Origin of the sequence: Micromonospora sp. 050-3, assembly GCF_046549335.1 — a bacterium.
GTDB lineage: Bacteria > Actinomycetota > Actinomycetes > Mycobacteriales > Micromonosporaceae > Micromonospora > Micromonospora trifolii.
Genome location: NZ_JAJPVX010000003.1, coordinates 392,923 through 417,754, shown reverse-complemented (window position 1 = coordinate 417,754; position 24,832 = coordinate 392,923). Strand labels below are relative to the sequence as shown.

The following is a 24,832-nucleotide window of genomic DNA, read 5'->3' as shown; positions in this document are numbered from 1 at the left end:
GGAATCGAGACTTCGTGAGCAGGACTGTTCCCCTGGCGCAGCTAAGCGCCTCTGACCCCACCCCCGGAGGCCGCTGATGTCGGTCTTCGACGATCCCGGCCTCTTCGGCCGGCTCTGGGCCGCCGACTACGACGGCCCAGGCAACCCCGACCCCACGCCAGCGGTGGACTTCCTGGCCGATCTGGCCGAAGGGGGTCCGGTTCTCGAACTGGCGATCGGCACCGGCCGGGTCGCGCTGCCGCTGGCCGAACGCGGCCTCGCCGTGCACGGCGTCGAGGCGTCCGAGGAGATGCTCGCGCAGCTGCGGGCGAAACCCGGCGGCGACCACATCCCGGTGGTCGTCGCCGACATGGCGGACGTGCCGGTGGCCGGTGAGTTCCGGCTCGCGTACCTGGTCTTCAACACCCTGTTCAACCTGGTGGACGCCGAGCGGCAGGCGGACTGCTTCCGCAACGTCGCCCGGGTGCTGTCGCCCGGCGGCGCGTTCGTCATCGAGACGTTCGTGCCCGACCCGCGCAGCTTCGACTCGGACGAGCAGATGCAGGTGCGTGAGGTCACCGAGGACTCCGCGACGATCCGATTGCACCGGTACGACCGGCCGGCGCAGCGGTTCATCCGGCAGACGATCACCTTCGACGCGGACGGTGTGCACCTGAAGCCGTTCGCCATGCGGTACGCCTGGCCGCACCAGATCGACGAGATGGCGCAGCAGGCAGGGCTCCGGCTCACCGAGCGGTACGCCGACTGGCACCGGCGGCCGTTCCAGGCCGACAGCCCGTCGCACATCTCCGTCTACCGGACGGAGTAGCGGTTTGGTCGGCTCGGGTTCCGGAGAAGTCGGGGTGACATCGCCACGACGTCGAGGAACCCGAGTCGATCTCCCGCCGCCCGGAAGTGAGAGGCCGCCATGAGCAGACGAGCCATCCAGGTAGTCCTGACCCTGTCGGTCGTCCTGATGGCCGCCGGCATCATCCTCAAGGTAGCCGGGGACGGCGGTGCCGACACGGCCGGCACGATGGCGGTGGCACTCGCCTCGGTGGGTTCGATCGTGGCGAGCATCGGCTCGTCCTTCCGCACTGCCCGCGGAAACGACGGCTCGGAACGGTGATCCGGCCAGCTCGCTGTCCGATCAGACGGGCACGGGAGGCTTGATCGACTCCAGCCATCGGGGGCATGGGCGTGCATGTGTCACTGTGGGCACGACGACCTGTCACCGAGGGGCCGGGGTCGATCTCCGTCAGCGGAAGCGGGTGCCCACGATGACCAAACGAGTCGAACGGGTTCTCCTGGCGCTGGCGCTCGGTCTGCTCGTCGCCGGCTGGATCCTCCGGGAGAACGAGCACGGCAGCGCCCATACGATCGGCCGGGTGCTGGTGCCCCTCGGCTGGATCTGTTTGATCGTCGCGGCTTTCCGCCGGGACCATCGCGCCAAGCGCGAGAACGACCGGCTACGCGCGGCGTTGCTCGGCGGCCAGACCGCAACGGGAGCAGACGAGCGCCCGGACAGTCCTCCCAGCGAGGACGACCGCCCGAGCCGGTGATTCGAGCCTTTCACCCTCGGCTGATTCTGCTGGTAGCAGTAGGTGTTGATCCGCAGGTCCCGCGCCGGGTGAGCTGACAGCATGCCGGACACATCCCGTTTCCCGCGCTCCTCTCCGTACTGGCCGGTGGTCAGTCACCCTCAGCTCCGGCGCGTTCTGCCCGGGTTGGCCGTCTCCGCGTTGGGCGACGGCCTGGCGGTGGTCGCGGTGACCTGGCTCGCCATCCAACTCGCCCCGCACGATCAGCGGGGCACCTGGATCGCGCTGGCCATGGCGGCGTACACGCTGCCCAGCGCGGCCGGGACTGTCGTCTTCGGCCGGCTGCTGCGTGGGCGTAGCGGTGCCCAACTCGCCGGGTGGGACGCCATCCTGCGGGCGAGCGCGCTCGGGGCGATCCCCCTCGCGCACGTCGCCGGTGTGCTCACCGTCTGGCTGTACGTCTTCCTGCTCGCCGCCTCGGCGTTACTGCACTCGTGGGGTACCGCCGGGCGCTTCACCCTGATCGCCGAGTTGCTGCCGCCGCAGCACCACCTGCCGGCGAACGCGCTGCTCACCACCATCGCCGCGTCCGCCACCATCGTCGGCCCGCCGCTGGCGGGCATCCTGATCGGCTGGGTGAGCCCGGTGTGGGTGATCGCTGTCGACGCCGTCACCTTCGCCGCGCTGGCCCTCACGTACCATTTCGCCCTCCCCGTAACCGGCGGCGTCCATCGGTCCGAACGCGGCGCGTCGCGGACGGCCGGTTTCGCTGTCATTCGCCACGACCCCACCCTGCTGGGCCTGCTGGTGCTGAGCCTCGGGTTCTTCTTCCTCTTCGGACCGGTCTACGTGGCGATGCCAATCCACATCACCGACGACCTGCACGCCTCCGCGACGCTGCTCGGCGCCTACTACACCGCCTTCGGTCTCGGCGGCCTCGTCGGCGGTGTGATCGCCGGCCACCTTCGCGACTGGCCGCTGCGTGCCACCACCATCGGCATCGTCGTCGGGTTCGGGGTGGCAATGCTGCCTCTCGGCTTGGGCGCACCGGTCAGCCTGTCGCTGCCTGCCTTCGCGCTCGCGGGCGTGATCTGGGCACCGTACGGGTCCACCTCGATGGCGCTGTTCCAGCGGAGCACGTCGACCGCGCAGCTCCCGGCGGTGCTCGCCGCGAACGGGGCCATCCTCGTGCTGGCGGTGCCCCTGGGCACCATGCTGGGTGGCCCGTTGGTGAGCACCGTCGGTGCACGCCCGACGCTGCTGCTCTGCGCGGTGGCGATAGCCGCTCTCGGCCTGGCCGCCGGGGGGATCGCGATCTCGCGGCGAAGCGTGCGATCCCCCGGCGGTCCCACCAACTCCGAGGTCAGTGCCCGTCGCTGATCTGGACGTCGTCCGGCGCCGGCCGGCCGCGCCCCGTCTCGACCAGCTCCTTGAGGCTCATCAGGAAGATCGCCCACTTGGTGCTGCACTCGTGCATGAGTTCGGTCGGCTCGCGCCAAGCGGCGTGCGTGAAGTCGACGATCGTGTACCGACCGCGCTGGTCGAGCCGCCAACTGATCTCGGTGCCGATCCACTCCTCCGGGCCGCCGCCGACCCGCCACCGCACCCGGCCAGCCGGGTCCAGCTCAAGGATCTCCAGGTCGAACCCTCCCTCGTCACCGAAGTGGACGGCCAACTGCCCGCCGACCTCGCCCTTGCCGGTCGTGTCGACCGACCACCAGCCGGCGACGCCCTCGGGGGTTGCCACGGCCCGGTAGACGTCGGCGAGCGGAGCGACGACGCCGACCTGGTGCAGAATGTCGACCATTCTCAGCCTCCCTGGTTGTCGGTGCGGTGGCGTTCGATCGTCTCGGCGATGCGCTTGATCCGGCGGAGGCGGGCGTCCCAGGTGGAGCCGACCGCCGACAACTGGGCGACCGCGCGGGCGAGTTGCGCCTCGTCCACCTGGTAGTGGCGCTCGCGACCGGCCGGTTCGGCGTGGATCAGCCCAACCCGGTCGAGGACCGCCAGGTGCTTCGAGACGGCCTGACGGGTGACGGGTAGCCGCCTGCTCAGCGAGGTGGCAGTGCCCGGCTCGTCAGAGAGAAGAAGATCGATCATCGTACGACGAATGGGGTCGCCGATCGCCGACCACAACTCGTCGTCGACCGCCGCGCTCACGGGGTCGCGACCAGCCGTGCAACGTACCCGCCCAGTCGGGGCATGTAGTGGTCCCAACCGTTCTCGTGGTCGCGGTACTGCTCTTCCAGGACAGCGACCTCCCAACCCAGCTCGCGGAACCCGGTCTCGGTCATCCGGATCAGCGTCCCAGCGCCGCTGGGCACCAGGTTGAAGGTGACGAACAGCGCCTGCCCGCTCCGGTCCGGCTCGGTGAAGCACCACCGGAAGGAGAACCGCTTCGGCGGGTCGACCTCGACGACGGCCAGCGCGACGGTCTTCGTCTCGCCGGTGTCGGTGTCGCGCCAGACCAGCTCGCCGGGTGCGCCGGCGACCGACTCGAACCGCGCGTCGTCGGGCCACCACTCCCGCATGTGCTCGGGCTGGCTGACCACCTCGAAGACGACCTCGGGGGACGCGTTGACGTGGATGTCGCGTTCGATAGTTCCCTGTTCCATGCTCACAACCTCTCGCAACCTATGGTTGCACTCAACCTACGACAGCCCGCGCCCCTTGCGCAACCTTTCGTTGCACGTCGCGGTTTCGTCGTACCCGGGGTGGACGATCGGCGCATGTCTGAGCCATCGCCGCACCGACACCACGCCATCGACTACGTCGAGCTCACTGTGACCGACCTCGCCGTGGCCAAGCGCTTCTACGCCGACGCGTTCGGTTGGCAGTTCAACGACTACGGGCCGGAGTACGCCGGCATCCGCAGCCCCCACGGCGACACCGCGCCCGAGGTCGGCGGTCTCCGTCTGGACAGCGAAGTTCGGGCGGGCGGCCCGCTCGTGCTGCTCTACTCCACCGACCTGGACCTGTCCGTGCAGGTCGTGAAGGAGGCCGGCGGCCACGTGGTGAACGGGCCGTACGAGTTCCCCGGCGGCCGGCGCTTCCACTTCACCGACCCCAGCGGCAACGAGTTGGGCGCCTGGGCCGAGCAGTAGCACCCTCGCACCCATGCACACGTTGTTGGGAGCCGTGAACCCCGAGGCCGGGTCCTGACGCACCATGTGGTCCGGCGGCTTGAGGCCGCGCTGCGCCCGGGGTCGGGCGAGATCGCCGACCTGGCACAGGAAGGCTTCGACCCGAGGTACACCCTGGCCGATCGCGAGGCGTACCAGAAGCGTGGTGGGTCCCCACCCGCGGCTGCAACGCCTCACCACCCACCTGCTCCCCGTCGCCGGTGACGACGCGGGCCTCGACGAGCGACACGGGTACGGGCACGCGCTACGAACGCAGATCGAGCACGGCATCGTGGACTACTGCGGCAGCCGTCGTGGCGTCACGGCCTTCGTGCACGAGTCCGAGCAGGACGACTCCCAGGCCACGGCACGAAACGTCGACCAAGCCGTAACCCTGATCCGCGACGCCATCTCCGTTCCGCTGGACGCGCGTTAGGAGGGATGCTGCCTCTCAGGCCACTCCAAGATCGCCCGGGCGGTGGGTGATCGTCGTCGCCAGCTCCGGCAGAGTGTCCCCATGGCCGGAAGAGGACTGGACGTCGAGGGCTGGATTGCGCGCGAGGGTGCGCTGGGTCGGGTCCCGGCCGCGTTCGCCGGTGTTGTCGACGCGGCACGCGCTCAAATAGCCGATTCGTTCGACGGTGGTCGGCTGCACAGCGCCTACATCTACGGCAGCATCCCGCGTGGCACCGCCACCCCCGGGCTCTCCGATCTCGACCTGCTGCTCGCCCTGCACACCGAACCAACCGAGGCCGACCGGGCCGCCGCCACGAGGATCGAGCAGGCTCTCGACGAGTCCTTCACGCAGGTCGACGGCGTGGGCATTCTGCTGTTCAGTACGCGTACGCTGCTCAGCGAGCTTGAGCGGCACGACCTCGGCTTCTTCGTCGCCTGCCTGTGCACTCCCCTGCTGGGCGACGACCTCGCCGGCCAACTGCCCCGCTACCGGCCCACTCCCCTGCTCGCCCGCGAGACGAACGGCGACCTGTCGCTCGCGCTTCCGGGGTGGCGCCGCCAGGCAGCCGCAGCGAACACCGACCAGCAACGTAAGGCCCTCAGCCGACTCGTCGCTCGTCGCATCGTCAGAACAGGATTCACGCTGATCATGCCTCGGTGGGGAGGCTGGACGAGCGACCTCACCGAATCCGCCGAGGCGTTCGGGCTCCACTATCCGGAACGTGCCGGGCACATGCGGAGAGCTGCTGTTATCGGCCGCACGCCTTCGGCGGTTCCGGGTGTGCTCCGCGAACTCATCGACGACCTCGGGCCCTGGCTCGCCGCGGAGTACGCAACCGTCCATGGCGAGAAGGCCGTCCGCCCCTGACCTATCGGAGGTCGTCGCCACTCAGGACGAGACAGCCGAACATGTCCGTGAGGACGGCCCGCTGGTGGTCGGTCAGGGGGTTCACGAAGACCACGACACCGACCCCGCCCTGCCGGCAGGCGTCGGCGACTTCGCGGGCCCTACCGGGGCTGAGCAATGTCCGCCTCGAGAGCGGGTCGCCCATCTTGTCCGCGCCGCCGGAAGAGACACCCCGCCGCTGCACGTGCCGGCTCACGACCTGGCCGCCGTGGGCTTCCACCACGCTGGCAAGCAGATCGACCTTGCGGGCAAACTCCTTGTCCTTCGCCGAGAACAGGCCCACCAGCGCCACGTCGGCGCCTGCCAGCACAGCTTTCAACGCCCCGGGTCGCCGGGCCGTCAGCGCCGGCGGGCGCGCAGCACGCCGGTCAGCATCGGCAGCGTGAACTCGCCATGCGCGGTTTCGGGTCGGCTCCCGAGGAAGGCGCGGATCCGGTCGAGCGTGGCCGCTCGCTCCTCTTCCGGCATGACCAGCATCCCGGCCCGCGTCGCAAGCGTCGCGACGAGCGAGTCGGCGGTCCGGCGCTGCCCGTGCGGGAACTCGACCTGCTCCGCCGACCCGAACCGGGCGATCAGGCCGGTGCTCGGAACGAGCATGTCCTCCGTAGCCGTGCGCCAACTGCTTCGGGTGTCGCGGGGGCCGATGGCGGCACTCCCGCTGACCCGTTCGAGCCCGGCAACCCAGTCGATCCGGTCGTCCATGACGTTCCACAACCCGGCCAGGACGCCGCCAGGAGCGAGGACCCGGGCGATCTCCGCCCCGGCCACTGCCATGTCGAACCAGTGCAGGGCGTTGCCGGCCAGCACGGCGTCGACGGAAGCATCCGGCAGCGGGATCGACTCCGCGCTACCCGGCAGGGCACGGACGGCCGGCACCGCACGGCGTAGCTCGGTGAGCATCGCCGGGTCGGGTTCGACCGCCACGACGTCCGCGCCCACAGCGGCCAGCGTCGCGGACAGCTTGCCAGTGCCGGCGCCCAGGTCGAGCACGCGTAGACCCGGGGCGGGCTCCAGCGCCCACCGCACCGCGGCCTGCGCGTAGTCCGGGCGGTGCTCGGCGTACGCGGTCGCCGCCGCGCCGAACGACGATCGGAGCGCTCGTTCCGTCATGCGGTCAACGTACCGCCGTTTGTCGACATCGACTGCGACCATGGCCACCGTGCAGATCCTGCGGAGCCGGTGGCTCATCTACACACTCGGCCTCGCGGTCGGGATGGTCATGATGTGGCTGCCCTTCAAGACCTTTCAGGACAACAACGCTTGGGCAAGTCGACTGCGGGTCGACGGTGTGCCAGCCCAGGCAGTCGTCGATGAACTCGTGCACAAGCGGCGGAACACGATGCACTTGCGCTACGAATTCGCCGACGCCCAGCGTCAGGCCGAGGTGGGCTGTTGGGAGGTCTGCCTGCCGGCCGGCAGCGCGGTGCGGATCTGGGTCAACCCCAACGATCCGGGGGATTTCGTCACCGATTTCGGCATACTCAGCGGACACCGGGGCCGGCTGCAAGGGTTGGTCGGGGCGGCAGGTCTGGTTCTGTCCGGGTGGATGGCGCTAGCCGTGATCGCCCGCCCTTACCAGGGCCGACGCGACCGCCAGCGACACGACTGGCAACGGCAGCAACGAGACCAGCGCCAACGACAGTTCGCCAACGCCAGGGCCGGAAGAAAACGCAAGCCGAGCCGGCGACGGCCGAACCCAGACTGATCTCGCGACAGACGGGTGACGGCAGTGAACTGCATCGAGGTCCGCTGTTGGCACGGTTTGGCGTTCCTCTGCAACCTCGCTACCCGACTCGTCGGTCCGAAAGGAACAATGGCCGCTCCGCTGCTACGCGCCACGATGGAGTCCGGCCAGATCTGGCACGACCCGTCAGAGGACCTGCTGTTCGAGCTGCTGTCGGACATGGAACGTGGCGAGGAACAGTTCCTCGTCGTGGAACGTCTCGCCGATGCCACCGGTCAGACGTTCGCGCAGGTTGCCCGCATCGAGGCGAACGGTTACCAGGTCGAGCACCGCGAGGGTGACGAGGACAGCCACTTCCAAGCGTTCACCGAGGACAAGCGGCTCGTCCACTCGGTGCTCACGGCTTGGGCCTTCGACCTGCCTGGCTGGCACACGGCGTTGCCGTGGATGCTCCTGCGGTTCGACAACCACAGGTGAGGGTGGGCCCAGCTGACCGCCGAACTCACTGACGGGCGCGCCTGTCATTGACGCCGTAGCCAGCCCGGAGCTGCGGGTGAGGAGACCGGCAACGGTCCGCGGCGGTCACGGATGTACGTCGCATAGTCCGCGAAATGGCGACGACGGCCGAGAAAGTGCGGGTAGTGATCGAAGTGCCACCGGCAGGCCTCGACAAACTCCGTGTGGTCATCCAGCCCTTGGCGAGCACAGACACGTGCGAACTCGTCCAAGCCGTCCAACATCTCGGCGCACTGGGCAGGTGTCGCGCCATCGGCACCCCAGAGCACACCGGCCGGCAGCTCGTGGAGCGCATAGTCGAGCCACTGGTGATCACTGATGTAGCGGGCCCTGTCATCGTCGGCCGAGGCGTTCACCAGTGCCTCCGTGCCTGCACCATCTGACCAGCCTAGGCAGCAGACGTCGGACCTGAGTCAGACGTTGAAGCGGAACTCCACCACGTCGCCGTCCTGCATGACGTACTCCTTGCCCTCGATGCGGACCTTGCCCGCCGCCTTGGCCGCCGCCATCGAACCGTGCTCGACCAGGTCGTGGTACGAGACCACCTCGGCCTTGATGAAGCCGCGCTGGAAGTCGCTGTGGATGACACCCGCGGCCTCCGGCGCGGTGGCGCCGACCGAGACGGTCCAGGCGCGCGCTTCCTTGGGGCCGGCCGTGAGGTACGTCTGGAGGCCGAGGGTGCGGAAGCCGACCCGGACGAGCTGGTTGAGGCCGGGCTCGTTCTGCCCGATCGACTCCAGCAGCTCGCGGGCCTCGTCCTCGGGCAGGTCCACCAGCTCGGATTCGATCTTGGCGTCCATGAAGATGGCCTCGGCGGGGGCGACCAGGGCGCGCAGCTCGTCGAGGAACGTCTCGTTGGCCAGCTCGGCCTCGTCGACGTTGAAGACGTACAGGAAGGGCTTGGTGGTGAGCAGGTGCAGCTCGCGCAGGTGCTCCAGCTCGATCTTGGCGGCGGCGGCCCCGGAGTAGAGGGTGGTGCCACCGTCGAGCACCTCGATCGCGGCCTTCGCGGCGGCGACAGCGGCGGCCCGGTCCTTGCGGAGCTTGGCCTCCTTCTCCAACCGGGGCAGCGCCTTGTCCAGGGTCTGCAGGTCGGCGAGGATCAGCTCGGTGTTGATCGTCTCGATGTCGTCGGCCGGGGAGACCTTGCCGTCGACGTGCACCACGTTCGGGTCGGAGAAGGCCCGGACGACCTGGCAGATCGCTGAGGCGTCCCGGATGTTGGCCAGGAAGGCGTTGCCCCGGCCCTGCCCCTTCGACGCGCCGCGGACCAGGCCGGCGATGTCGACGAACGACACCGGCGCGGGCAGCACCTTCTGCGAGGAGAAGATCTCGGCCAGCTTGCCCAGCCGCTCGTCGGGCAGCCCGACCACGCCGACGTTGGGCTCGATGGTGGCGAACGGGTAGTTCGCCGCCAGCACGTCGTTCTTGGTCAACGCGTTGAAAAGCGTGCTCTTGCCGACGTTGGGCAGGCCGACGATGCCGATGGTGAGACTCACGACGGGCCAGCTTACGCCGGTCCCGGCCAGGCCGGTCCAGGCGGCTCCGATTTGGCGCCTCGCCGGTGGTCGATCGTCGCTCCCGCCGGGCCCCGTCGGGCGTTGCTAATCTCCCGGTTCGGTGTTCCGCTGCTGGAGGTGGAGATGACCTCGACGTCGCCTGAGCTGTACATCGCCGTCGATGTGGAGGCGGACGGGCCGATCCCCGGTCCGTACAGCATGATCTCGCTGGGCATGGCCGTGGCCGGCCGACCGGACCTGACCTTCTACACCGAGCTGCGTCCCATCTCCGACGAGTTCGTCCCGGCCGCGTTGGCCGTCTCCGGCCTGGACCGGGACCGGCTGCTGCGGGAGGCGCCCACCGCGCAGGAGGCGATGTCCGCCGCGGCGGCCTGGGTCGACGGGCTGCGCCGGGTCGGCCGTCCGGTCTTCCTCGCCGCCCCGGCCGTCTGGGACGGCATGTTCGTGCACTGGTACTTCGTCCGCTTCGTCGGGCACAGCCCGTTCGGTGCTACCGGCTCCGGTGTTGATCTCCGCAGCTACTGGATGGGGTTGACCGGCAGCGAGTGGGCCCGGACCCGCCAGGGCACGATCAAGCACGAGCTGGGCCTGCACGACATGCCGCACACGCACCACGCCGGGGAGGACGCCGCCGAGCTGGCGCAGGTCTTCGACGCGGTGCTGCGCCGCCGACAGCCGGTCGAGGAGGCGTGACGCTCAGCCGAGCCGGCGGGGGGCGATGACCGCCTCCCGGACGCTGCCGTCCGCGCCGCGGCTGACCTCGTACGCCGAGACACCCTCGCGGTCCGCGATTGCCTCGACCAGCCGGGTGCCCCGGTAGACCAGGCCGACGCCGTCGTCGGTGCAGTGGCTGGTGGGGAGCGTGCCGTCGCCGACCAGCTCGTGCATGAGCGGACGGCGTTGGCCCTCGCTGTCGTAGTGCACCCCGTTGCCGTACGGCAGCCAGGCCAGCGCCTCGGTGAAGCCGCGCAGCCGGGGGCCGAAGCTGTCGGTGGCACCGCCAACATGCCAGCAGATCGAGCCGGCGGAGACGCCGGCCAGCACCACGCCGGCCTGCCAGCACTCGTGCAGGATCTCGTCGAGCCCGTGCACCCGCCACACCGCGACCAGGTTGGCCACGCTGCCGCCGTCGACCCAGATCACGTCCTGGCGAGCAGGTGGGCGCGAACATCTTCGACGTTCGGCATCGGGAACAGGGCGAGGTGTGACAGCCGGAACCGGGTGTCGGCGAACGCGCCGTAGACGGCGGCCAACGAGGTGGGCTGGTCGCCAACGGCCTGCCCGAGGTAGCAGACCCGCGGCTGCGGACCGGCCTCGGCCAGCTCGGCCGCCAGCTCGAAGACCGGGCTGGGGCGCAGGTCGTAGGGCCCGCGGCCGCCCCGGAAGAAGCCCATGCTGGTGGCGATGATGGTCGGTTCGCTGGCGGGCATCGGAGCGTCCTTCCGTCGGGGCGGTGCGGCGTCCATCCTGCCGCAGCCGGTCTCCCGCCCGCTCGATGCGGGGGCCCGACTGCCACCCGCGGGTGGCGGTCCGGCCCCGCCAGCCCCATGGTCAACGAGACTGGTCGGGCCGCCTTTGGCGGGGCACCTCGACCTCCGGCCAATGACCCAGGGCCGGGCGGTCGGCCGGGGGTAGCTGCCCGGCGGCGGCGCGGGGCAGTGTGAACCGGTCGGCGGCGGCCGGGCCGACAGAGACCGACTCGCGCAGCATCCAACGCACCTCGTCGGCAGTCCAGCCCAGCCCCGGCCGCGCGGCGATCTCGCGGATCAACCGCCGGCCGACAGTCGTGTCGTCATCGTAGAAGCGCATGCACCAGTGGTGCGTCCACATCCCTAGGGCCCGCAGGCCCGCGTCGTCCAGGGAGCCGACCAACCGGCCGCAGGCCGTGTCGGGGAAACTCTGCTCGGGGCCGCCCGCCCGGTCTCGTTCGATGGCGCCCACCGCGGCCGGCGCGACGGCCCGCATCCGGCGGTAGAAGGACTGCGCCACCGCGCGGGGCAGCGGCGGGAACGCACCCGGTGTCGACGCCGCCGCCCAACCCGCCACGCTCGTCATCCGCCGCACCCCTTCTTCAGTTGGTGGCCGGACGCTACCCGGCACGACCGACACTTTCGGGCCGAAAAACCCCACCGATCGTGGATAGCGGCGATGACCTGGGACGTCTGTATCTGTGACAACGAAACGGGGGTGGTGGGTGGACGAGGACGAGCGCGCGCGGCTGGCCGAGTTCGTGGGCAGCCGGACTCCGGCGCTGATGCGGGTCGCGTACCTGCTGACCGGGGACCGCAACGCCGCCGAGGACCTGTTCCAGTCGGCGTTGGCGCGGACCATCCCGAAGTGGGGAACCATTCGGCACGCCGATCCCGAGGGCTATCTGCGGGTGGTGATGTACCGCGAGCAGATCAGCTGGTGGCGGCGACTTCGCCGGTGGCGGGAGACACCGCTCAACCCGGCGGACGAACCGGTCGGGGGCGACCCGAGCGGCGGCTCCGACGTGCGGTTGGCGATGCGGGCCGCGCTGCGTCACCTGCCACCGACGCAGCGGGCGGTGGTGGTCCTCCGCTACTACGAGGACCTGCCCGAAGCCCGGGTGGCCGAGTTGCTGGGCTGCTCGGTGGGGACCGTACGCAGCCGTACCCATCGAGCGGTGCAGCGACTGCGCGACCTGCTGCCGGACGTCGACAGGCTGGAGGTACGGCGATGACCGAACCCTTCGAGCACCTCATCCGCTCCACCCTCACCGACCTGGCCGAGGAGGCACCGATCGTGTATGACCAGTTGAGCCGAGCGGAACGGCGGGTGCGCAACAGACGCCGCGCCACGGTGACGGTGGGGGCGGTGAGCACCCTGGCGGCGATCCTGATCGCCACCCCGCTCGCCCTGGCCGCGACCGGCTCGGACGAGCCTCCCCCGGCCGTGCCCAGCCCGGCCGGCCCGGCGGCCGTGCCCAGCCCACCCGTGCCCACCCCGTCCGCGCCCACCACGGTGCCGACCGTCGTACCGAGCCCTGGGGGCGCGGAAGCGAACCCGTCGATCACGCCGGGCCCGCCCGGCGTGCCGGGCCAACCGACGGTCGAGCCGAGCCCGTCAGGCCCGCCCGGTGTGCCGGGCCGGCCGACGGTCGAGCCGAGCCCGACGACTCCGCTGGGCCCGCCCGGCGTGCCGGGCCGGCCGACTGCCACGCCGAGCCCGTCTCGTTGAGCAGAACGGTCAGGTCGGTGGCTCCTCCGCGCCGGCCTGACCGGTCAACCCAGGAGATTCCGGTCACCTTCGCGCGGCGCTGCCCGTACCGGCGAGCGTGGCGCGTCGCAGCGGCCAGCGGGCATCGGTCCACCGAATTTGTCGAGGCCGGCGTGCCCGCTCATTCTTGGGCCATGACCGATCCCGGACGCCCGAGGTGCGAGCTGCGGGGGCAACGATGAGCACCGCCATGGCCCGGGTGCCCGACTCCCTCCGGGGGCAGATCGTCACACCCGGCGACCGCCGGTACGCGCAACTGCGCTCGACGTACACCAGGTCGGCGTCGCCAGCCGCGGTTCTGCTGCCGAAGACCACCGCGCAGGTGGTCGACGCCCTCCGCTACGCGCGGGAACAGCGGCTGCCCATCGCGGTCCGCAGCGGCGGGCACGGCCTGTCCGGAGCCTCGTCCAACAACGGTGGGGTGGTCATCGACCTCTCCATGCTCAACCGGGTTCAGGTGATCGACGAGCGGGCCGGGTTGGTCCGGGTCGAGGCCGGCGCACGCTGGGCGAACGTGGCGAAGGCGCTGGCGCCGTACGGCCTGGTGATCAGCTCGGGTGACTACGGCGGCGTCGGTGTCGGCGGCCTGGCCACCGGCGGTGGTGTCGGCTGGCTGGTCCGCGCCCACGGCCTCACCATCGACCGGGTCCGCGCCGTCGAGGTGGTGCTGGCGGACGGGACGCTGGTCCGCGCGGACGCCGAACACGAGCCGGAGCTGTTCTGGCTGGTCCGCGGGGCCGGGGCCGGCGCGGGCATCGTGGTGGCCTTCGAGATCGAGGCGGCCGAGCAGCGCAACGTCGGTGTCGCGCAGTTGGTCGTCGAGGCGCATCCGGACGGTCGCACCGTCCGGGAGTGGACGAGCTACCTCGCCCAGGCGCCACGGGAGTTGTCCGCGGCCGCCGTGGTGTTCGCGGAGGGTCGATCGGTCCTCATGTCCATCACCGCAGTGGTCGCCGCCGAAAGCCTGCGCCGGGCCCGACCGGCTGTGGAACCACTGCTCGCCATCGGCAAGGTGCTCGAACACCGGACCGACTTGCTGCCCTACCCGACGCTGGTGCCGACCGCGCACCTCAACCCCAACGTCGGGCAGCAGCGCGGCACGACCACCAACGGCCTGTTCACAGCGCTGGACGACGCCGGGGCGCGGGCCGTGACACGAGCGGTGACCGGGCCGGGGCGGGCGGTGATCCAGCTCCGCTCGTTGGGTGGGGCTGTCAACGACGTCGCTCCCGACGCGACCGCGTACCCGCATCGCCACCAGGACACGTTGATCGTGGCCTCGGTGTTCCCGCCGCAGGCCGACGCCGCGTTGAACGCCGCCTGGCGGGCCGTCGGGGCACGCGCCGACGGCGCGTACGTCAACTTCGAGAGCCGGCCGGACCCTGTCGCGTTCGCCCGGATCTACCCGGGCGAGACCGGGTCGCGGGTCCGGCGGCTGTGGAAGCGGTACGACCCGGACGGGGTGTTCCGTTCGGCCCTGCTGACCGGCCAGGCCAACCGCGCCAGCCAGGGCAACCGGTCCAACCGCGCCGGCCAGGCCGACCGGAGCGGGCAGGCCACCCGGACCGGGCGGTCCGGTCAGCCGCACCGACGCCGCCGCTGACGCCGAGGCCCGCCGCGCGCACACCCAGGTCCGATTCCCGCCAGCCGATCACCTGTCGAGCGGGGCATCATCGGTGACATGGAGATGGACTTCGAGCGGTGTTACCGGGCCGTGGACAGCCGTGACCAGCGGTTCGACGGCTGGTTCTACACCGGTGTGACGTCCACCGGGATCTACTGCCGGCCGTCCTGCCCGGCGATCACGCCGAAGCGGCAGAACGTCCGGTTCTTCCCGTCCGCCGCTGCGGCGCAGGGTGCCGGGTTGCGTGCCTGCCGCCGCTGCCGCCCGGACGCCGCGCCCGGCTCACCGCTCTGGGACGTCCGGGCGGACGTGGTCGGTCGGGCGATGCGGTTGATCGCCGACGGGGTTGTCGATCGGGACGGCGTACCGGGGTTGGCCTCCCGGTTGGGCTACACCGAGCGGCACCTGCACCGGATGCTGAGCGCCGAGATGGGCGCCGGACCGCTCGCGCTGGCCCGGGCCCAACGCGCCCAGACCGCCCGGATCCTGATCGAGACGACCGAGCTGGCGATGGCCGAGATCGCGTTCGCCGCCGGCTTCGGCAGCGTGCGGCAGTTCAACGACACGCTTCGCGAGGTGTACGCGAGCGCCCCGTCGGACCTGCGCACGGCCCGTGGCCGCCAGCAGGCGCCGGCCGGGGCGGGGACGATCGCGCTCCGGCTGGCGTACCGCCCGCCGCTGCACACCCGGGCGCTGCTGGACTTCCTGGCGGTGCGGGCGTTGCCCGGCGTGGAGGAGGTCCGCGACGGGACGTACCACCGGGGTCTGCGGTTGCCGCACGGCACCGGCCAGGTGGCGCTGACCCCGGCGGACGGGCACGTGGCGGCGACGTTGCGGCTCGCCGACCTGCGCGACCTGGCACCGGCGGTGGCCCGCTGCCGCCGGTTGCTCGACCTGGACGCGGACCCGGCGGCCATCGACGCGACACTGGCCGCCGACCCGGCGCTGGCCCCGGTGGTCGCCGCCGAACCAGGCATCCGCGTTCCCCGCGCCGTCGACGGCTTCGAGCAGGCGGTCCGCGCCATCATCGGCCAACAGGTCTCGGTCACCTCCGCGAGAACAACCCTCACCCGCCTCCTGACCGCCCACCGCGTTGATCATGAGGCTGTCGAGGCGAATGACGATCAAACCCCAGGTCAACCTCATGATCAACGCGGTGAGCTGCGGGGGTTCTTGAGCGCGGAGGACCTCTTGTCGCTGAGGGACTCGGGGTTTGGGATGCCTGCAGGGCGGCGGGAGGCTTTGCGGGGGTTGGCTCGGGCCGTTGTGGACGGTTCTGTCGACCTTGCCGCGGGGGTGGATCGGGAGGAGGCCGTTCGGCGGCTGCTCGCACTGCCCGGCATCGGCCCGTGGACCGCCAACTACCTGGCCATGCGCGCCTTCGGCGACCCCGACGTCCTCCTCAGCTCCGACCTCGCGGTCCGGCGCGGCGCCGCCACGCTCGGCCTACCCGACACCCCACCGACCCTCGACAGGTACGCCGAGCGTTGGCGTCCCTGGCGGTCCTACGCCACGATCAGACTCTGGAGAGCGGCATGAAGATCGACAGCACCGTACTGAGCACACCGGCCGGCCCACTGAGCATCCTCGCCGGTCCCGACGGTGACGTACTGGCGGCCGGCTTCACCCCGGACCCGGCGGCGCTGCTGCCACTGGTCCACCCGACCCTGCGGGCACCGCTGCGGGCGCGGGCCGACCTCGGCCCGGTCAGCGCGGCGGTCCACTCCTACCTGGACGGTGACCTCGCCGCCATCGACGTGGTGCCGGTCCGTCAACGCACCGGTGGAGAGTTCATGGCGCACGCCTGGCAGGTGCTGCGCGAGGTGCCGCCGGGCACCCCGGTCACCTACACCGGGTACGCCGCGCTGGCCGGTCGACCACCGGCGATCCGTGCCGCAGCGGCCGCCTGCGCCCGGAACGCGGCAGCCCTCTTCGTGCCCTGCCACCGGGTTCTTCGCACCGACGGCACGCTCGGTGGCTACCGCTGGGGGCTGGACGTAAAGAAGTGGCTTCTCGGTCATGAGCGACGCTTGACAGCAAACTGACAGAGGCATCGACACCTGTTAGACGCTACCGTCTGGTAGTGCCTGTGGAGAGCGACGGCGAACCGGCCGCCCGGGCCGCCGCGGGCACCCACCCCGTGCACAACCTCTGGCGGCTGCGCCCCTACCTGCGCCCGTACGCTGCCGAGTTCGCCTGGCTGCTCGTCGCGGGCCTCGCCGGCACCGCGGCCGGGATCGCCGTACCACTTGTCGTGCAGCGGGTCGTGGACGGGCCGGTGGCCCGACACGAACCGGCCGGGCTGCTCCAGCTCGGCGGCCTGGCGCTGCTGCTCGGCGTCGTCGAGGCGGTGCTCATCTTCATCCGCCGGTGGGTGCAGTCGTCCTCGGCGGTGGGCATGGAGGCGGCGCTGCGCGCCGACGTCTACGCCCACCTGCAACGGCTGCCGACGAGCTTCCACGACCGCTGGCAGTCCGGCCAGTTGCTCTCCCGGATCACCAGCGACCTGTCGGTGATCCGCCGGTTCCTCTCCTTCGGCGTGTTCTTCCTGGTGCTCAACCTGACCACGTACCTGGTCGTGGTGATGCTGCTGATCAACCTGCACCCGGCGCTCGGAGTGCTGGTCGCGGCCAGCGCGGTGCCGCTGCTGCTGATCAGTCGCCGCTTCGGCCGGCACTACCACGCCGCGTCCCGCCGGATGCAGGATCAGCAGGGCGACGTGGCGACGCTGGTCGAGGAGACCGCGCAGGGCCTGCGCACCATGAAGGCGTACGGGCGGGGGCCCGAACTGGCCGCTCGCTTCGCCGGTGCGGCCCGGCGGCTGCACGACACTGGCATCGGCAAGGGGCGGCTGCTGGCGAACACGTCGGCGCTGCTCGACCTGGTGCCCAACGTGACACTGGGCGTGGTGCTGGCGGCCGGGGCGGCCGCCGCCGCGCAGGGCGCGCTCACCATCGGCGAGCTGGTCGCGTTCGTCAGTCTCCAACTGATGCTCATCTGGCCGGTGCAGTCGCTGGGTTGGATCATCGCCAACGGTCAGGAGGCGGCCACCGCCGCCGACCGGATCCAGGAGGTGCTGGACACTCCGCCGGAGATCGTGGATTCTCCCGGCGCTGTCGCGTTGCCGCGCGACGCGGTGCGCGGTCGGCTGCGCTTCGAGCGGGTCGCGTTCAGCTACCCGGGTGCCACCACCGGGGTGCTGCGCGAGATCGACCTGACCATCGAGCCGGGTGAGACGCTGGCCCTGGTCGGCGCCACCGGCTCCGGCAAGAGCACGCTGCTCTCCCTGGTGCCCCGGCTGCACGAGGTGACCACCGGCCGGATCACCCTGGACGGGCACGACCTGCGCGAGCTGCGGCTGGCCTCGCTGCGCCGGCTGGTCGGGGTGGCGTTCGAGGAGCCCACGCTCTTCTCCATGTCGGTGCGGGAGAACCTCACACTGGGTCGCCCGGACGCCGGTGACGACGAGATCCGCGAGGCCCTCGCGCTGGCCCAGGCCGACTTCGCGTACGACCTGCCCTGGGGGTTGGCGACCCGGGTGGGCGAGCAGGGGTTGTCCCTCTCCGGCGGGCAACGGCAACGGCTCGCGTTGGCGCGGGCAGTGCTCGGCCGACCGGCGGTGCTGGTGCTGGACGACCCGCTCTCCGCTCTCGACGTGCACACCGAGGCCCTGGTCGAGGCGGCGCTACGGCGGGTCCTGCGCGACAGCACAGCGCTGCTGGTGGTGCACCGGCCGTCGACGATCGCGCTGGCCGACCGGGTCGCCCTGCTGGAGGACGGGCGGATCACCGCGACCGGCCGGCACTCCGACCTGCTGGCCACCGTTCCGGCGTACCGGGCGCTGCTCGCCGCCGAGCCGCCCGTCGGGCATCCACCGTCGGACGGGGCCAGCGGGCCGAGCTCGTCCCCTTCGGACGGGTGGGGGCTGGTGCGCTCGTGAGCGTGCCGGAGCAGCCCGACCCACCTCCCGAGGAGGAGCCCGAGGTCACCCGCTGGCGCGGGACCGCCACCGACCCGGAGGCCGACCGCAGTCGAGCCGAGGACACCAGCCCCGAGGCGGTGGCCCGGCTGCGCCGGCTCAGCCGCACCCTGCTGGGCGGCCTGCTCCGCCCGCATCGGAGGCGTCTCGCCGCGGCGGTCACCCTGCTGCTGGCCCAGAACGCCGCCGCGATGGCCGGCCCGTACCTGGTCATGATCGGCATCGACCGGGCCATCCCGCCGTTGCGTGCCGGCGACGCCGGCCCGCTGGTCACCGTCGCCGGGGCGTTCGCGGTGGCCGCGGTGACCGAGTACGCGGCCCGCCGCGGCTTCCTCACCCTCTCCGCCCGGATCGGCCAGGCCGTCCTGCTCGACCTGCGGCAGCGGGTGTTCGGGCACTTCCTGCGGCTGTCGGTGGGCTTCCACGAGCGGTACACGTCCGGCCGGATGGTCTCCCGGCTCACCAGCGACCTGGACTCGATCGCCGAGCTGGTCGACGGTGGGATCGACAGTCTGGTGCTGGCCGGGCTCTCGATCCTGTCGGTGGCCGCCATCCTGCTCTGGCTGGACCTGCCGCTGGCGGCAGTGACGCTGATCGCCTTCCCGTTCCTGTTCTGGCTCTCCCGCTGGTTCGCCCGGTCGTCGGCCACCGCGTACCGACGGACCCGGGACGCTGTCGCGCTGGTCATCGTGCATTTCGTCGAGTCGATGCGGGGCATCCGGGCGGTGCAGGCGTTCCGCCGGGAGCCTCGCAACCAACGGATCTTCGTGGCGCTCGGCGACGACTACCGGCGGAGCAGCCTGCACGCGTTCCGGCTCATCGCCACGTACTCGCCCGCGATCAAGCTGATCGGCAACGTCACAGTGGCGGTGGTGCTCTGCTACGGCGGCTGGCGGGTGCTCGGCGGGCAGACCGAGATCGGTGTGCTGGCCGCGTTCCTGCTCTACCTGCGCCGCTTCTTCGAGCCCATGCAGGAGCTGAGCCAGTTCTACAACTCGTTGCAGTCGGCCACCGCCGCGCTGGAGAAGTTGGCCGGGGTGCTCGACGAACGACCGGCCGTCGCCGAACCGGCCCGGCCCGCACCGCTGCCGACCGGCCCCGGCCGTGGTGAGTTGATCTTTAGGGCGGTCGGCTTCGGCTACCGGGCCGACACCCCGATTCTCTGCGGGCTGGAGCTGACAGTGCCGGCCGGGCAGACCGTGGCGCTGATCGGCCCCACCGGGGCGGGCAAGTCGACGATCGCCAAGTTGGTCGCCCGGTTCCACGACCCCGACACCGGCACCGTCCGGTTGGACGGGGTCGACCTGCGCGACGTACGCGACGCCGACCTGCGCCGCGCCGTGGTGCTGGTGACGCAGGAGAACCACCTGTTCAGCGGGACCGTCGCGGAGAACATCCGGTTCGGCCGCCCCGGGGCCGACGACGCCGCCGTCCAGGCCGCCGCGCGGGCGATCGGCGCACACGACTTCATCGCCGCACTACCCGAGGGGTACGCCACTCAGGTGCACCGGCGCGGCGGCCGGCTCTCCGCCGGGCAGCGGCAACTTGTCGCGTTCGCCCGCGCGTTCCTGGCCGACCCGACAGTGCTCATCCTGGACGAGGCGACGTCGTCGCTGGATGTGCCGACGGAACGTCTGGTGCAGAGGGCACTCGGCACCATCCTGCGCGACCGCACCGCACTGGTGATCGCCCACCGGCTCTCCACAGTGGAGACCGCCGACCGCGTGCTCGTCCTCGACGGCGGAACTGTCGTCGAGGACGGTCCACCCGCCGTGCTGGCCGAGGCCGACGGCCGGTACGCCGCCCTGCATCGGCAGTGGCGGGAATCACTGGTCTAGCTACAATCACGGCTCGTCGGCCGCACCCGCCTGGTGAGGCCGACAACAACGACCGGATCGTTCCGGTCGGCACCACCGAACACACGGGGAGGGTACGGGGTGCGCACACGGGGACGCGTGATCGTGGCTGGGCTGACCGCCATCGGTCTGATCGGAGCCGCCGTCGCGGTGACCACAGGAGACGGAGCCGAGCGCCCGTCGACGACGGCGGCAGCGGCTGAGGAAGGGCTGGGCAGCGCGACAGCCGGCGGAGCGAGCACGGCACCGGGCGCAACCGCCTCCGGTGGCGTCGCGAGCGGGCCGCAGAAGGAGCAGAAGACGGAGCCGGATGCCGCCTCCGGGCCGGTGCGCGTCCGACCGGCCCAGGCGGTCGCTCAGGCTGCGCCCGAATCGGTCGCGTACCTGCGCGACCGCTACCGGATCTCGACCACCGAGGCGGCCCGACGGCTCGCCCTTCAGGAACTCTCCGCGCCCCTCGCCGCGCGGCTGACCGAGCAGGTCCCGCGCTCGTACGGCGGCATGTGGCTCGACCAGAAGGCCGGCGGCGTGCTGACCGTCGGAGCTACCGACGTCGCGGCGGTGCAGGCGGCCGTGGCCGGGGTAACGGACCCGGTGAACGTCCGGGTGGTCGCCGTGCGGCACACGGTGAGTCAGCTCACCGGGGCCGCAGCCGCCATCGCCGTCGCGCTCGACGCGTCAACCGGCTCGGATGTCGTGGTGGATCAGCAGGCCAACGAGATCGTGGTGCTCACCGGCGACAAGATCACGGCGGACCACCCGCGGCTGGCCGAGGCGCGCCGCGCCGCTGGCGTGCCGACCCGGACCCAGGCCCGGACCCCCGCGACGAACGTGCAGAAGGCGTGCGACCCGCGCTACTGCCCGCAGGCGCCAATGCGCGGCGGCATCCGCCTGGACGTGCCCCGCGACGACGGCACAGTCGGCGGCTGCACCACCGGCTTCAACCTCATCGTCGGAGTGCGCGAGGCGTACGTGCTGACCGCGGGGCACTGCGTCGTCGGCGGACGGCACCAGCAGGTCGACCGGACCTGGCATCAGTTCCTCGGCCCGAAGGTGCCCGTGACGGTGGAGGCGCCGAACCCGGACCTGGCCGAGAACGCCTACCCGTACGACTACGCGATCATGCCGTACCAGCCTGCGGCTCTGCGCCAGTGGACGTACCCGCGGGGGACCACAAGCACGCCCAGCCTGGTCAACTACTGGTGCGTCGCGGACAACCCGCGATGCGCCACCAGCGGCAGCCGGGACGTGCGGATCACCGGTTACGTGCCGTGGAGTTCCATCCAGAGCGGTTGGGTCGTCTGCGCGACCGGGTCGGCGTACACCCCGAAGGCCGGTGAGAAGTACGTCGACTCCGGCGCCGGCGCCGGCTATGTGCCCGGCACCCGGTGCGGGGAGATCACCGGCAAGAGCAGCGGCGGCATCGACGTGCGGATCTGCGCCCGGCCGGGAGACAGCGGCGGGCCGCTGTTCACCGAGGCCGACGGCAAGGCGCTGGGCATCCTCTCGAACGGCGACCCGGGGCAGGGCGCCTGCACCAACCCGAACGAGCAGAACTCCTACGCCCCGATCTCCACGATCCTGGAGCGGGCCAACGCCCGCAGTGGCGAAAGGCTGCGGATCCGGCTGGCCACGTCCGGCCCGGTGGCCGGCCCGGTCGCTCGCTGACGAGTGGGCCGGCCGGCACCAGCCGGTCGGCCCCCAGCTGTCAACCCGAACACCTCGTCGGTGGTTGCCGCCGCGCCGGCCGAGAGCCCTTCGGCACGAATTCTCGTGGCGCGCCGGTTAACCCGTGGTCCGGCCGTTGGCCCCTGCCTACGATCGCAGGATGACCGATACGGCGAGGACGGCCCGCGCCGGCGTTCCCGAGCGTCCGACCCTGGACGGGCTCGAGGAGAGCTGGGCACGTCGCTGGCAGGAGGAAGGCACGTACGCGTTCGACCGCTCGAAAAAGCGGAGCGACGTGTTCTCGATCGACACCCCGCCGCCGACCGTATCGGGCGAGTTGCACATGGGGCATGTCTTCTCGTACACGCACACCGACACCACGGCGCGGTACCAGCGGATGCGCGGCAAGGCCGTCTTCTACCCGATGGGCTGGGACGACAACGGCCTGCCCACCGAGCGTCGGGCGCAGAACGTGTACGGGGTGCGCTGCGATCCGGCGCTGCCGTACGACCCGGTGTGGCGACCACCGGCGGCTCCGGTCGACGACGCGGCCCGCCGCGACCCCACCCCGATCTCCCGGCGCAACTTCATCGAGCTGTGCGAACGGCTGACGGTCACCGACGAGCAGGCCTTCGAGGCGCTGTGGCGGCGGCTCGGACTCTCGGTGGACTGGTCCCTGACGTACACGACGATCGGCCGGATCGCCCGGACCACCAGCCAACGGGCATTCGTGCGCAACCTGCGCCGTGGCGAGGCGTACCAGTCGGAGGCGCCGACCCTCTGGGACGTCGGCTTCGCCACCGCTGTCGCCCAGGCGGAGTTGGAGGACCGGGAGCGCCCCGGTGCCTACCACCGACTGCGGTTCACGGCGGCCGACGGGCGTGAGGTGCTCATCGACACCACCCGGCCCGAGCTGTTGCCGGCCTGTGTGGCGCTGGTCTGCCACCCCGACGACGAGCGGTACGCCGACCTGGTGGGCGCCACGGCGCGCAGCCCGCTCTTCGACGTCGAGGTGCCGGTGTACGCCCATCCGCTCGCCGATCCCGGCAAGGGCACCGGCGTCGCGATGGTCTGCACGTTCGGTGACCTGACCGACGTGACCTGGTGGCGTGAGCTGGGGCTGGACACGCGGGTGGTGATCGGCCGGGACGGTCGGCTGCTTCCCGAGCCGCCGCACGGGGTGCCGGCGCAGCCGTACGCGGCGCTGGCCGGGCAGACCGTCAACGGCGCCCGCCGGGAGATCGTCGGGATGTTGGCCGACGCCGGTGACCTGATCGGCGAGCCGCGCCCGATCACCCACCCGGTCAAGTTCTACGAACGCGGCGACCGGCCACTGGAGATCGTCTCGACTCGACAGTGGTATCTGCGCAACGGCGGCCGGGACGAGGCGCTGCGCGCGACCCTGCTGGCCCGGGGCGAGCAGCTGCACTGGGTGCCGGCGCACATGAAGCACCGCTACGACAACTGGGTGGGCGGCCTGAACGGGGACTGGCTGGTCAGCCGTCAACGCTTCTTCGGGGTGCCGGTGCCGGTGTGGTACCGGCTCGACGACACTGGCGAGCCGGACTGGTCCCACCCTCTCACGCCGGACGAGTCAGCGCTGCCGGTCGATCCATCCAGCGATCCGGCCCCTGGTTACGACGAGTCGCACCGAGGCCAGCCGGGCGGCTTTATCGGCGATCCGGACGTGCTGGACACCTGGGCCACGTCCTCATTGACCCCGCAGATCGTCGGTGGCTGGGAGACCGACCCGGACCTGTTCGCCCGGGTCTTCCCGATGGATCTCCGCCCGCAGGGGCAGGAGATCATCCGAACCTGGCTCTTCGACAGCGTGATCCGTTCGCACTTCGAGCACGGGGTGCTGCCCTGGCGGGACACCGTGCTCTCGGGCTGGATCCTCGACCCCGACCACAAGAAGATGGCCAAGTCCAAGGGGAACGTGGTCACCCCGCTGGCACTGTTGGAGCAGCACGGCTCGGACGCGGTGCGCTACTGGGCGGCCAGTGGCAAGCCCGGCATGGACCTGGCCTTCGACCCGGCGCAGATCAAGGTCGGCCGGCGACTGGCCACCAAGCTGCTCAACGCGTCCAAGTTCGCGCTCGGGCTGGGCGCGGCGGACGCGTTGCGCGCCCCGGCGACCACACCACTGGACCGGGCCATGCTCGCCGAGCTGGCCACCGTGGTCACCGCCGCGAGCACCGCCTTCGACTCGTACGACCACACGGCGGCCTTGCAGGTCACCGAGGCGTTCTTCTGGCGGTTCTGCGACGACTACATCGAGCTGGTCAAGGAGCGGGCCTACGGCACCGGCGCGGCGGCCGACTCCGCACGGGCGGCGCTGGCGTCGGCGCTGTCGGTGCAGCTGCGGTTGTTCGCCCCGGTGCTGCCGTATGTGACGGAGGAGGTCTGGTCGTGGTGGCGGTACGGCTCGGTGCACCTGGCGCCATGGCCCACCACCTACGAGGTGGCCCGGACGATCGAGGGGTCGGGTGAGCCGGCGCTGCTGCGGCTCGCCGGTGACGCGTTGAGCCAGGTGCGACGGGCCAAGTCGGAGCGGAAGCTGTCGATGAAGGCAGAGGTGCCGTTGGCGGAGGCGCTCGGCCCGGCGGCGCTGCTGGAGCAGCTCACTCTGGTCGCCGACGACCTACGGGCGGCCGGCCGGATCGCCAAGCTCGATCTGCTCCCGGACCGTACCCCGGAGCTGGTCATCGCCTGCGCCTTCTGACCGGGGTCCGCCGCC

Annotated in this window: 26 protein-coding genes and 3 pseudogenes; 20 read left to right on the top strand and 9 right to left on the bottom strand. The window is 71.3% G+C overall.

Annotation, left to right across the window (positions count from 1 at the left end; translation table 11 throughout):
* Positions 1–76: 76 nt before the first annotated feature.
* From ACLJOK_RS30000 to ACLJOK_RS29985, 4 genes are all read left to right on the top strand, one after another.
* Complete coding sequence (locus ACLJOK_RS30000; protein WP_410821881.1) at positions 77–808, top strand: class I SAM-dependent methyltransferase; 732 nt, start codon at positions 77–79, stop codon at positions 806–808.
* Between the two features lie 99 nt (positions 809–907).
* On the top strand, positions 908–1,108 hold the full coding sequence (locus tag ACLJOK_RS29995) for a hypothetical protein (RefSeq protein ID WP_410821880.1): 201 nt from the start codon (positions 908–910) through the stop codon (positions 1,106–1,108).
* Between the two features lie 151 nt (positions 1,109–1,259).
* Positions 1,260–1,541, top strand: coding sequence for a hypothetical protein (locus ACLJOK_RS29990; protein ID WP_410821879.1), 282 nt, complete (start codon positions 1,260–1,262; stop codon positions 1,539–1,541).
* Between the two features lie 81 nt (positions 1,542–1,622).
* Complete coding sequence (locus ACLJOK_RS29985) at positions 1,623–2,900, top strand: MFS transporter (protein WP_410821878.1); 1,278 nt, start codon at positions 1,623–1,625, stop codon at positions 2,898–2,900.
* Here ACLJOK_RS29985 and ACLJOK_RS29980 read toward each other — a convergent pair.
* From ACLJOK_RS29980 to ACLJOK_RS29970, 3 genes are read right to left on the bottom strand one after another with little or no spacing between them, the layout of a single operon-like run.
* Entirely contained in the window at positions 2,884–3,327 is a 444-nt protein-coding gene (locus ACLJOK_RS29980; protein WP_410821877.1) for an SRPBCC family protein, read from the bottom strand. The two genes, ACLJOK_RS29985 and ACLJOK_RS29980, sit on opposite strands and share 17 nt — an antisense overlap.
* Before the next feature lie 2 nt (positions 3,328–3,329).
* The gene (locus tag ACLJOK_RS29975; protein WP_410821876.1) at positions 3,330–3,680 is read right to left on the bottom strand and encodes an ArsR/SmtB family transcription factor; all 351 of its coding nucleotides are present in this window, start codon (positions 3,678–3,680) and stop codon (positions 3,330–3,332) included.
* Entirely contained in the window at positions 3,677–4,135 is a 459-nt protein-coding gene (locus ACLJOK_RS29970) for an SRPBCC domain-containing protein (protein WP_410821875.1), read from the bottom strand. Before ACLJOK_RS29970 ends, ACLJOK_RS29975 begins: the two co-directional genes overlap by 4 nt.
* A gap of 114 nt (positions 4,136–4,249) precedes the next feature.
* Between ACLJOK_RS29970 and ACLJOK_RS29965 the strand changes: the two genes are divergently transcribed.
* From ACLJOK_RS29965 to ACLJOK_RS29955, 3 genes are all read left to right on the top strand, one after another.
* Complete coding sequence (locus ACLJOK_RS29965) at positions 4,250–4,624, top strand: VOC family protein (protein WP_410821874.1); 375 nt, start codon at positions 4,250–4,252, stop codon at positions 4,622–4,624.
* Positions 4,625–4,808: 184 nt separating this feature from the next.
* The gene (locus ACLJOK_RS29960; RefSeq protein ID WP_410821873.1) at positions 4,809–5,078 is read left to right on the top strand and encodes a hypothetical protein; all 270 of its coding nucleotides are present in this window, start codon (positions 4,809–4,811) and stop codon (positions 5,076–5,078) included.
* A gap of 81 nt (positions 5,079–5,159) precedes the next feature.
* Positions 5,160–5,966 (top strand): nucleotidyltransferase domain-containing protein, encoded by an 807-nt coding sequence (locus ACLJOK_RS29955; RefSeq protein ID WP_410821872.1) that lies wholly within the window; start codon positions 5,160–5,162, stop codon positions 5,964–5,966.
* A gap of 1 nt (position 5,967) precedes the next feature.
* Here ACLJOK_RS29955 and ACLJOK_RS29950 read toward each other — a convergent pair whose 3' ends face one another.
* Both ACLJOK_RS29950 and ACLJOK_RS29945 read right to left on the bottom strand, forming a co-directional pair.
* Entirely contained in the window at positions 5,968–6,297 is a 330-nt protein-coding gene (locus ACLJOK_RS29950) for a hypothetical protein (RefSeq protein WP_410821871.1), read from the bottom strand.
* A 47-nt stretch (positions 6,298–6,344) separates the two neighbouring features.
* On the bottom strand, positions 6,345–7,115 hold the full coding sequence (locus ACLJOK_RS29945) for a class I SAM-dependent methyltransferase (RefSeq protein ID WP_410821870.1): 771 nt from the start codon (positions 7,113–7,115) through the stop codon (positions 6,345–6,347).
* Positions 7,116–7,155: 40 nt separating this feature from the next.
* On the opposite strand from ACLJOK_RS29945, the gene ACLJOK_RS29940 reads away from it, so the two are divergent.
* Complete coding sequence (locus ACLJOK_RS29940) at positions 7,156–7,710, top strand: DUF3592 domain-containing protein (protein WP_410821869.1); 555 nt, start codon at positions 7,156–7,158, stop codon at positions 7,708–7,710.
* Between the two features lie 108 nt (positions 7,711–7,818).
* Positions 7,819–8,166 carry a hypothetical protein gene (locus tag ACLJOK_RS29935; RefSeq protein WP_410821868.1) on the top strand — a complete coding sequence of 116 codons (348 nt, stop codon included), beginning with the start codon at positions 7,819–7,821 and terminating at the stop codon, positions 8,164–8,166.
* A 44-nt stretch (positions 8,167–8,210) separates the two neighbouring features.
* Here ACLJOK_RS29935 and ACLJOK_RS29930 read toward each other — a convergent pair whose 3' ends face one another.
* Both ACLJOK_RS29930 and ychF read right to left on the bottom strand, forming a co-directional pair.
* Positions 8,211–8,561 carry a hypothetical protein gene (locus tag ACLJOK_RS29930; RefSeq protein WP_410821867.1) on the bottom strand — a complete coding sequence of 117 codons (351 nt, stop codon included), beginning with the start codon at positions 8,559–8,561 and terminating at the stop codon, positions 8,211–8,213.
* 57 nt (positions 8,562–8,618) lie between these two features.
* On the bottom strand, positions 8,619–9,704 hold the full coding sequence (gene ychF, locus ACLJOK_RS29925; RefSeq protein ID WP_410821866.1) for a redox-regulated ATPase YchF: 1,086 nt from the start codon (positions 9,702–9,704) through the stop codon (positions 8,619–8,621).
* A 102-nt stretch (positions 9,705–9,806) separates the two neighbouring features.
* On the opposite strand from ychF, the gene ACLJOK_RS29920 reads away from it, so the two are divergent.
* Positions 9,807–10,418, top strand: a complete 612-nt coding sequence (locus tag ACLJOK_RS29920) for an exonuclease (protein WP_410821865.1) — start codon at positions 9,807–9,809, stop codon at positions 10,416–10,418.
* A gap of 3 nt (positions 10,419–10,421) precedes the next feature.
* On the opposite strand, the pseudogene ACLJOK_RS29915 reads toward ACLJOK_RS29920, so the two are convergent.
* Together ACLJOK_RS29915 and ACLJOK_RS29910 are read right to left on the bottom strand one after the other, a co-directional pair.
* Positions 10,422–11,155: pseudogene (locus ACLJOK_RS29915) on the bottom strand (Type 1 glutamine amidotransferase-like domain-containing protein).
* 121 nt (positions 11,156–11,276) lie between these two features.
* A complete protein-coding gene (locus ACLJOK_RS29910) occupies positions 11,277–11,780 on the bottom strand; it encodes a hypothetical protein (protein WP_410821864.1) in 504 nt (167 codons plus the stop codon).
* 139 nt (positions 11,781–11,919) lie between these two features.
* On the opposite strand from ACLJOK_RS29910, the gene ACLJOK_RS29905 reads away from it, so the two are divergent.
* The 10 genes and pseudogenes from ACLJOK_RS29905 (at position 11,920) to valS (ending at position 24,817) form a co-directional block, all read left to right on the top strand.
* Complete coding sequence (locus ACLJOK_RS29905) at positions 11,920–12,429, top strand: SigE family RNA polymerase sigma factor (RefSeq protein ID WP_410821863.1); 510 nt, start codon at positions 11,920–11,922, stop codon at positions 12,427–12,429.
* Entirely contained in the window at positions 12,426–12,926 is a 501-nt protein-coding gene (locus ACLJOK_RS29900; RefSeq protein ID WP_410821862.1) for a hypothetical protein, read from the top strand. Before ACLJOK_RS29905 ends, ACLJOK_RS29900 begins: the two co-directional genes overlap by 4 nt.
* A 217-nt stretch (positions 12,927–13,143) precedes the next feature.
* Entirely contained in the window at positions 13,144–14,568 is a 1,425-nt protein-coding gene (locus ACLJOK_RS29895) for an FAD-binding oxidoreductase (RefSeq protein ID WP_410821861.1), read from the top strand.
* Between the two features lie 78 nt (positions 14,569–14,646).
* A pseudogene (locus ACLJOK_RS29890) lies at positions 14,647–15,669 on the top strand (bifunctional transcriptional activator/DNA repair enzyme AdaA); the annotation flags it as partial.
* Between the two features lie 81 nt (positions 15,670–15,750).
* A pseudogene (locus ACLJOK_RS29885) lies at positions 15,751–16,128 on the top strand (DNA-3-methyladenine glycosylase family protein); the annotation flags it as partial.
* Positions 16,125–16,634 carry a methylated-DNA--[protein]-cysteine S-methyltransferase gene (locus tag ACLJOK_RS29880; RefSeq protein ID WP_410821860.1) on the top strand — a complete coding sequence of 170 codons (510 nt, stop codon included), beginning with the start codon at positions 16,125–16,127 and terminating at the stop codon, positions 16,632–16,634. The pseudogene ACLJOK_RS29885 and the gene ACLJOK_RS29880, both read left to right, overlap by 4 nt.
* A gap of 38 nt (positions 16,635–16,672) precedes the next feature.
* Positions 16,673–18,529, top strand: a complete 1,857-nt coding sequence (locus ACLJOK_RS29875; RefSeq protein ID WP_410821859.1) for an ABC transporter ATP-binding protein — start codon at positions 16,673–16,675, stop codon at positions 18,527–18,529.
* Positions 18,526–20,406, top strand: coding sequence for an ABC transporter ATP-binding protein (locus ACLJOK_RS29870; RefSeq protein ID WP_410821858.1), 1,881 nt, complete (start codon positions 18,526–18,528; stop codon positions 20,404–20,406). Before ACLJOK_RS29875 ends, ACLJOK_RS29870 begins: the two co-directional genes overlap by 4 nt.
* A 123-nt stretch (positions 20,407–20,529) precedes the next feature.
* Positions 20,530–22,092, top strand: coding sequence for a trypsin-like serine protease (locus ACLJOK_RS29865; RefSeq protein ID WP_410821857.1), 1,563 nt, complete (start codon positions 20,530–20,532; stop codon positions 22,090–22,092).
* A gap of 160 nt (positions 22,093–22,252) precedes the next feature.
* Positions 22,253–24,817, top strand: a complete 2,565-nt coding sequence (gene valS / locus ACLJOK_RS29860; RefSeq protein WP_410821856.1) for a valine--tRNA ligase — start codon at positions 22,253–22,255, stop codon at positions 24,815–24,817.
* The last annotated feature ends 15 nt before the right edge of the window (positions 24,818–24,832 follow it).

What these genes read in the sequence shown, in the direction of transcription:
- ACLJOK_RS30000 (WP_410821881.1), top strand. Translation starts at nt 77, where the DNA reads ATGTCGGTCTTCGACGATCCCGGCCTCTTCGGCCGGCTCTGGGCCGCC.
- ACLJOK_RS29995 (WP_410821880.1), top strand. Translation starts at nt 908, where the DNA reads ATGAGCAGACGAGCCATCCAGGTAGTCCTGACCCTGTCGGTCGTCCTG.
- ACLJOK_RS29990 (WP_410821879.1), top strand. Translation starts at nt 1,260, where the DNA reads ATGACCAAACGAGTCGAACGGGTTCTCCTGGCGCTGGCGCTCGGTCTG.
- ACLJOK_RS29985 (WP_410821878.1), top strand. Translation starts at nt 1,623, where the DNA reads ATGCCGGACACATCCCGTTTCCCGCGCTCCTCTCCGTACTGGCCGGTG.
- ACLJOK_RS29980 (WP_410821877.1), bottom strand. Translation starts at nt 3,327, where the DNA reads ATGGTCGACATTCTGCACCAGGTCGGCGTCGTCGCTCCGCTCGCCGAC.
- ACLJOK_RS29970 (WP_410821875.1), bottom strand. Translation starts at nt 4,135, where the DNA reads ATGGAACAGGGAACTATCGAACGCGACATCCACGTCAACGCGTCCCCC.
- ACLJOK_RS29965 (WP_410821874.1), top strand. Translation starts at nt 4,250, where the DNA reads ATGTCTGAGCCATCGCCGCACCGACACCACGCCATCGACTACGTCGAG.
- ACLJOK_RS29955 (WP_410821872.1), top strand. Translation starts at nt 5,160, where the DNA reads ATGGCCGGAAGAGGACTGGACGTCGAGGGCTGGATTGCGCGCGAGGGT.
- ACLJOK_RS29945 (WP_410821870.1), bottom strand. Translation starts at nt 7,115, where the DNA reads ATGACGGAACGAGCGCTCCGATCGTCGTTCGGCGCGGCGGCGACCGCG.
- ACLJOK_RS29940 (WP_410821869.1), top strand. Translation starts at nt 7,156, where the DNA reads ATGGCCACCGTGCAGATCCTGCGGAGCCGGTGGCTCATCTACACACTC.
- ACLJOK_RS29935 (WP_410821868.1), top strand. Translation starts at nt 7,819, where the DNA reads ATGGCCGCTCCGCTGCTACGCGCCACGATGGAGTCCGGCCAGATCTGG.
- ACLJOK_RS29910 (WP_410821864.1), bottom strand. Translation starts at nt 11,780, where the DNA reads ATGACGAGCGTGGCGGGTTGGGCGGCGGCGTCGACACCGGGTGCGTTC.
- ACLJOK_RS29900 (WP_410821862.1), top strand. Translation starts at nt 12,426, where the DNA reads ATGACCGAACCCTTCGAGCACCTCATCCGCTCCACCCTCACCGACCTG.
- ACLJOK_RS29895 (WP_410821861.1), top strand. Translation starts at nt 13,144, where the DNA reads ATGAGCACCGCCATGGCCCGGGTGCCCGACTCCCTCCGGGGGCAGATC.
- ACLJOK_RS29880 (WP_410821860.1), top strand. Translation starts at nt 16,125, where the DNA reads ATGAAGATCGACAGCACCGTACTGAGCACACCGGCCGGCCCACTGAGC.
- valS (WP_410821856.1), top strand. Translation starts at nt 22,253, where the DNA reads ATGACCGATACGGCGAGGACGGCCCGCGCCGGCGTTCCCGAGCGTCCG.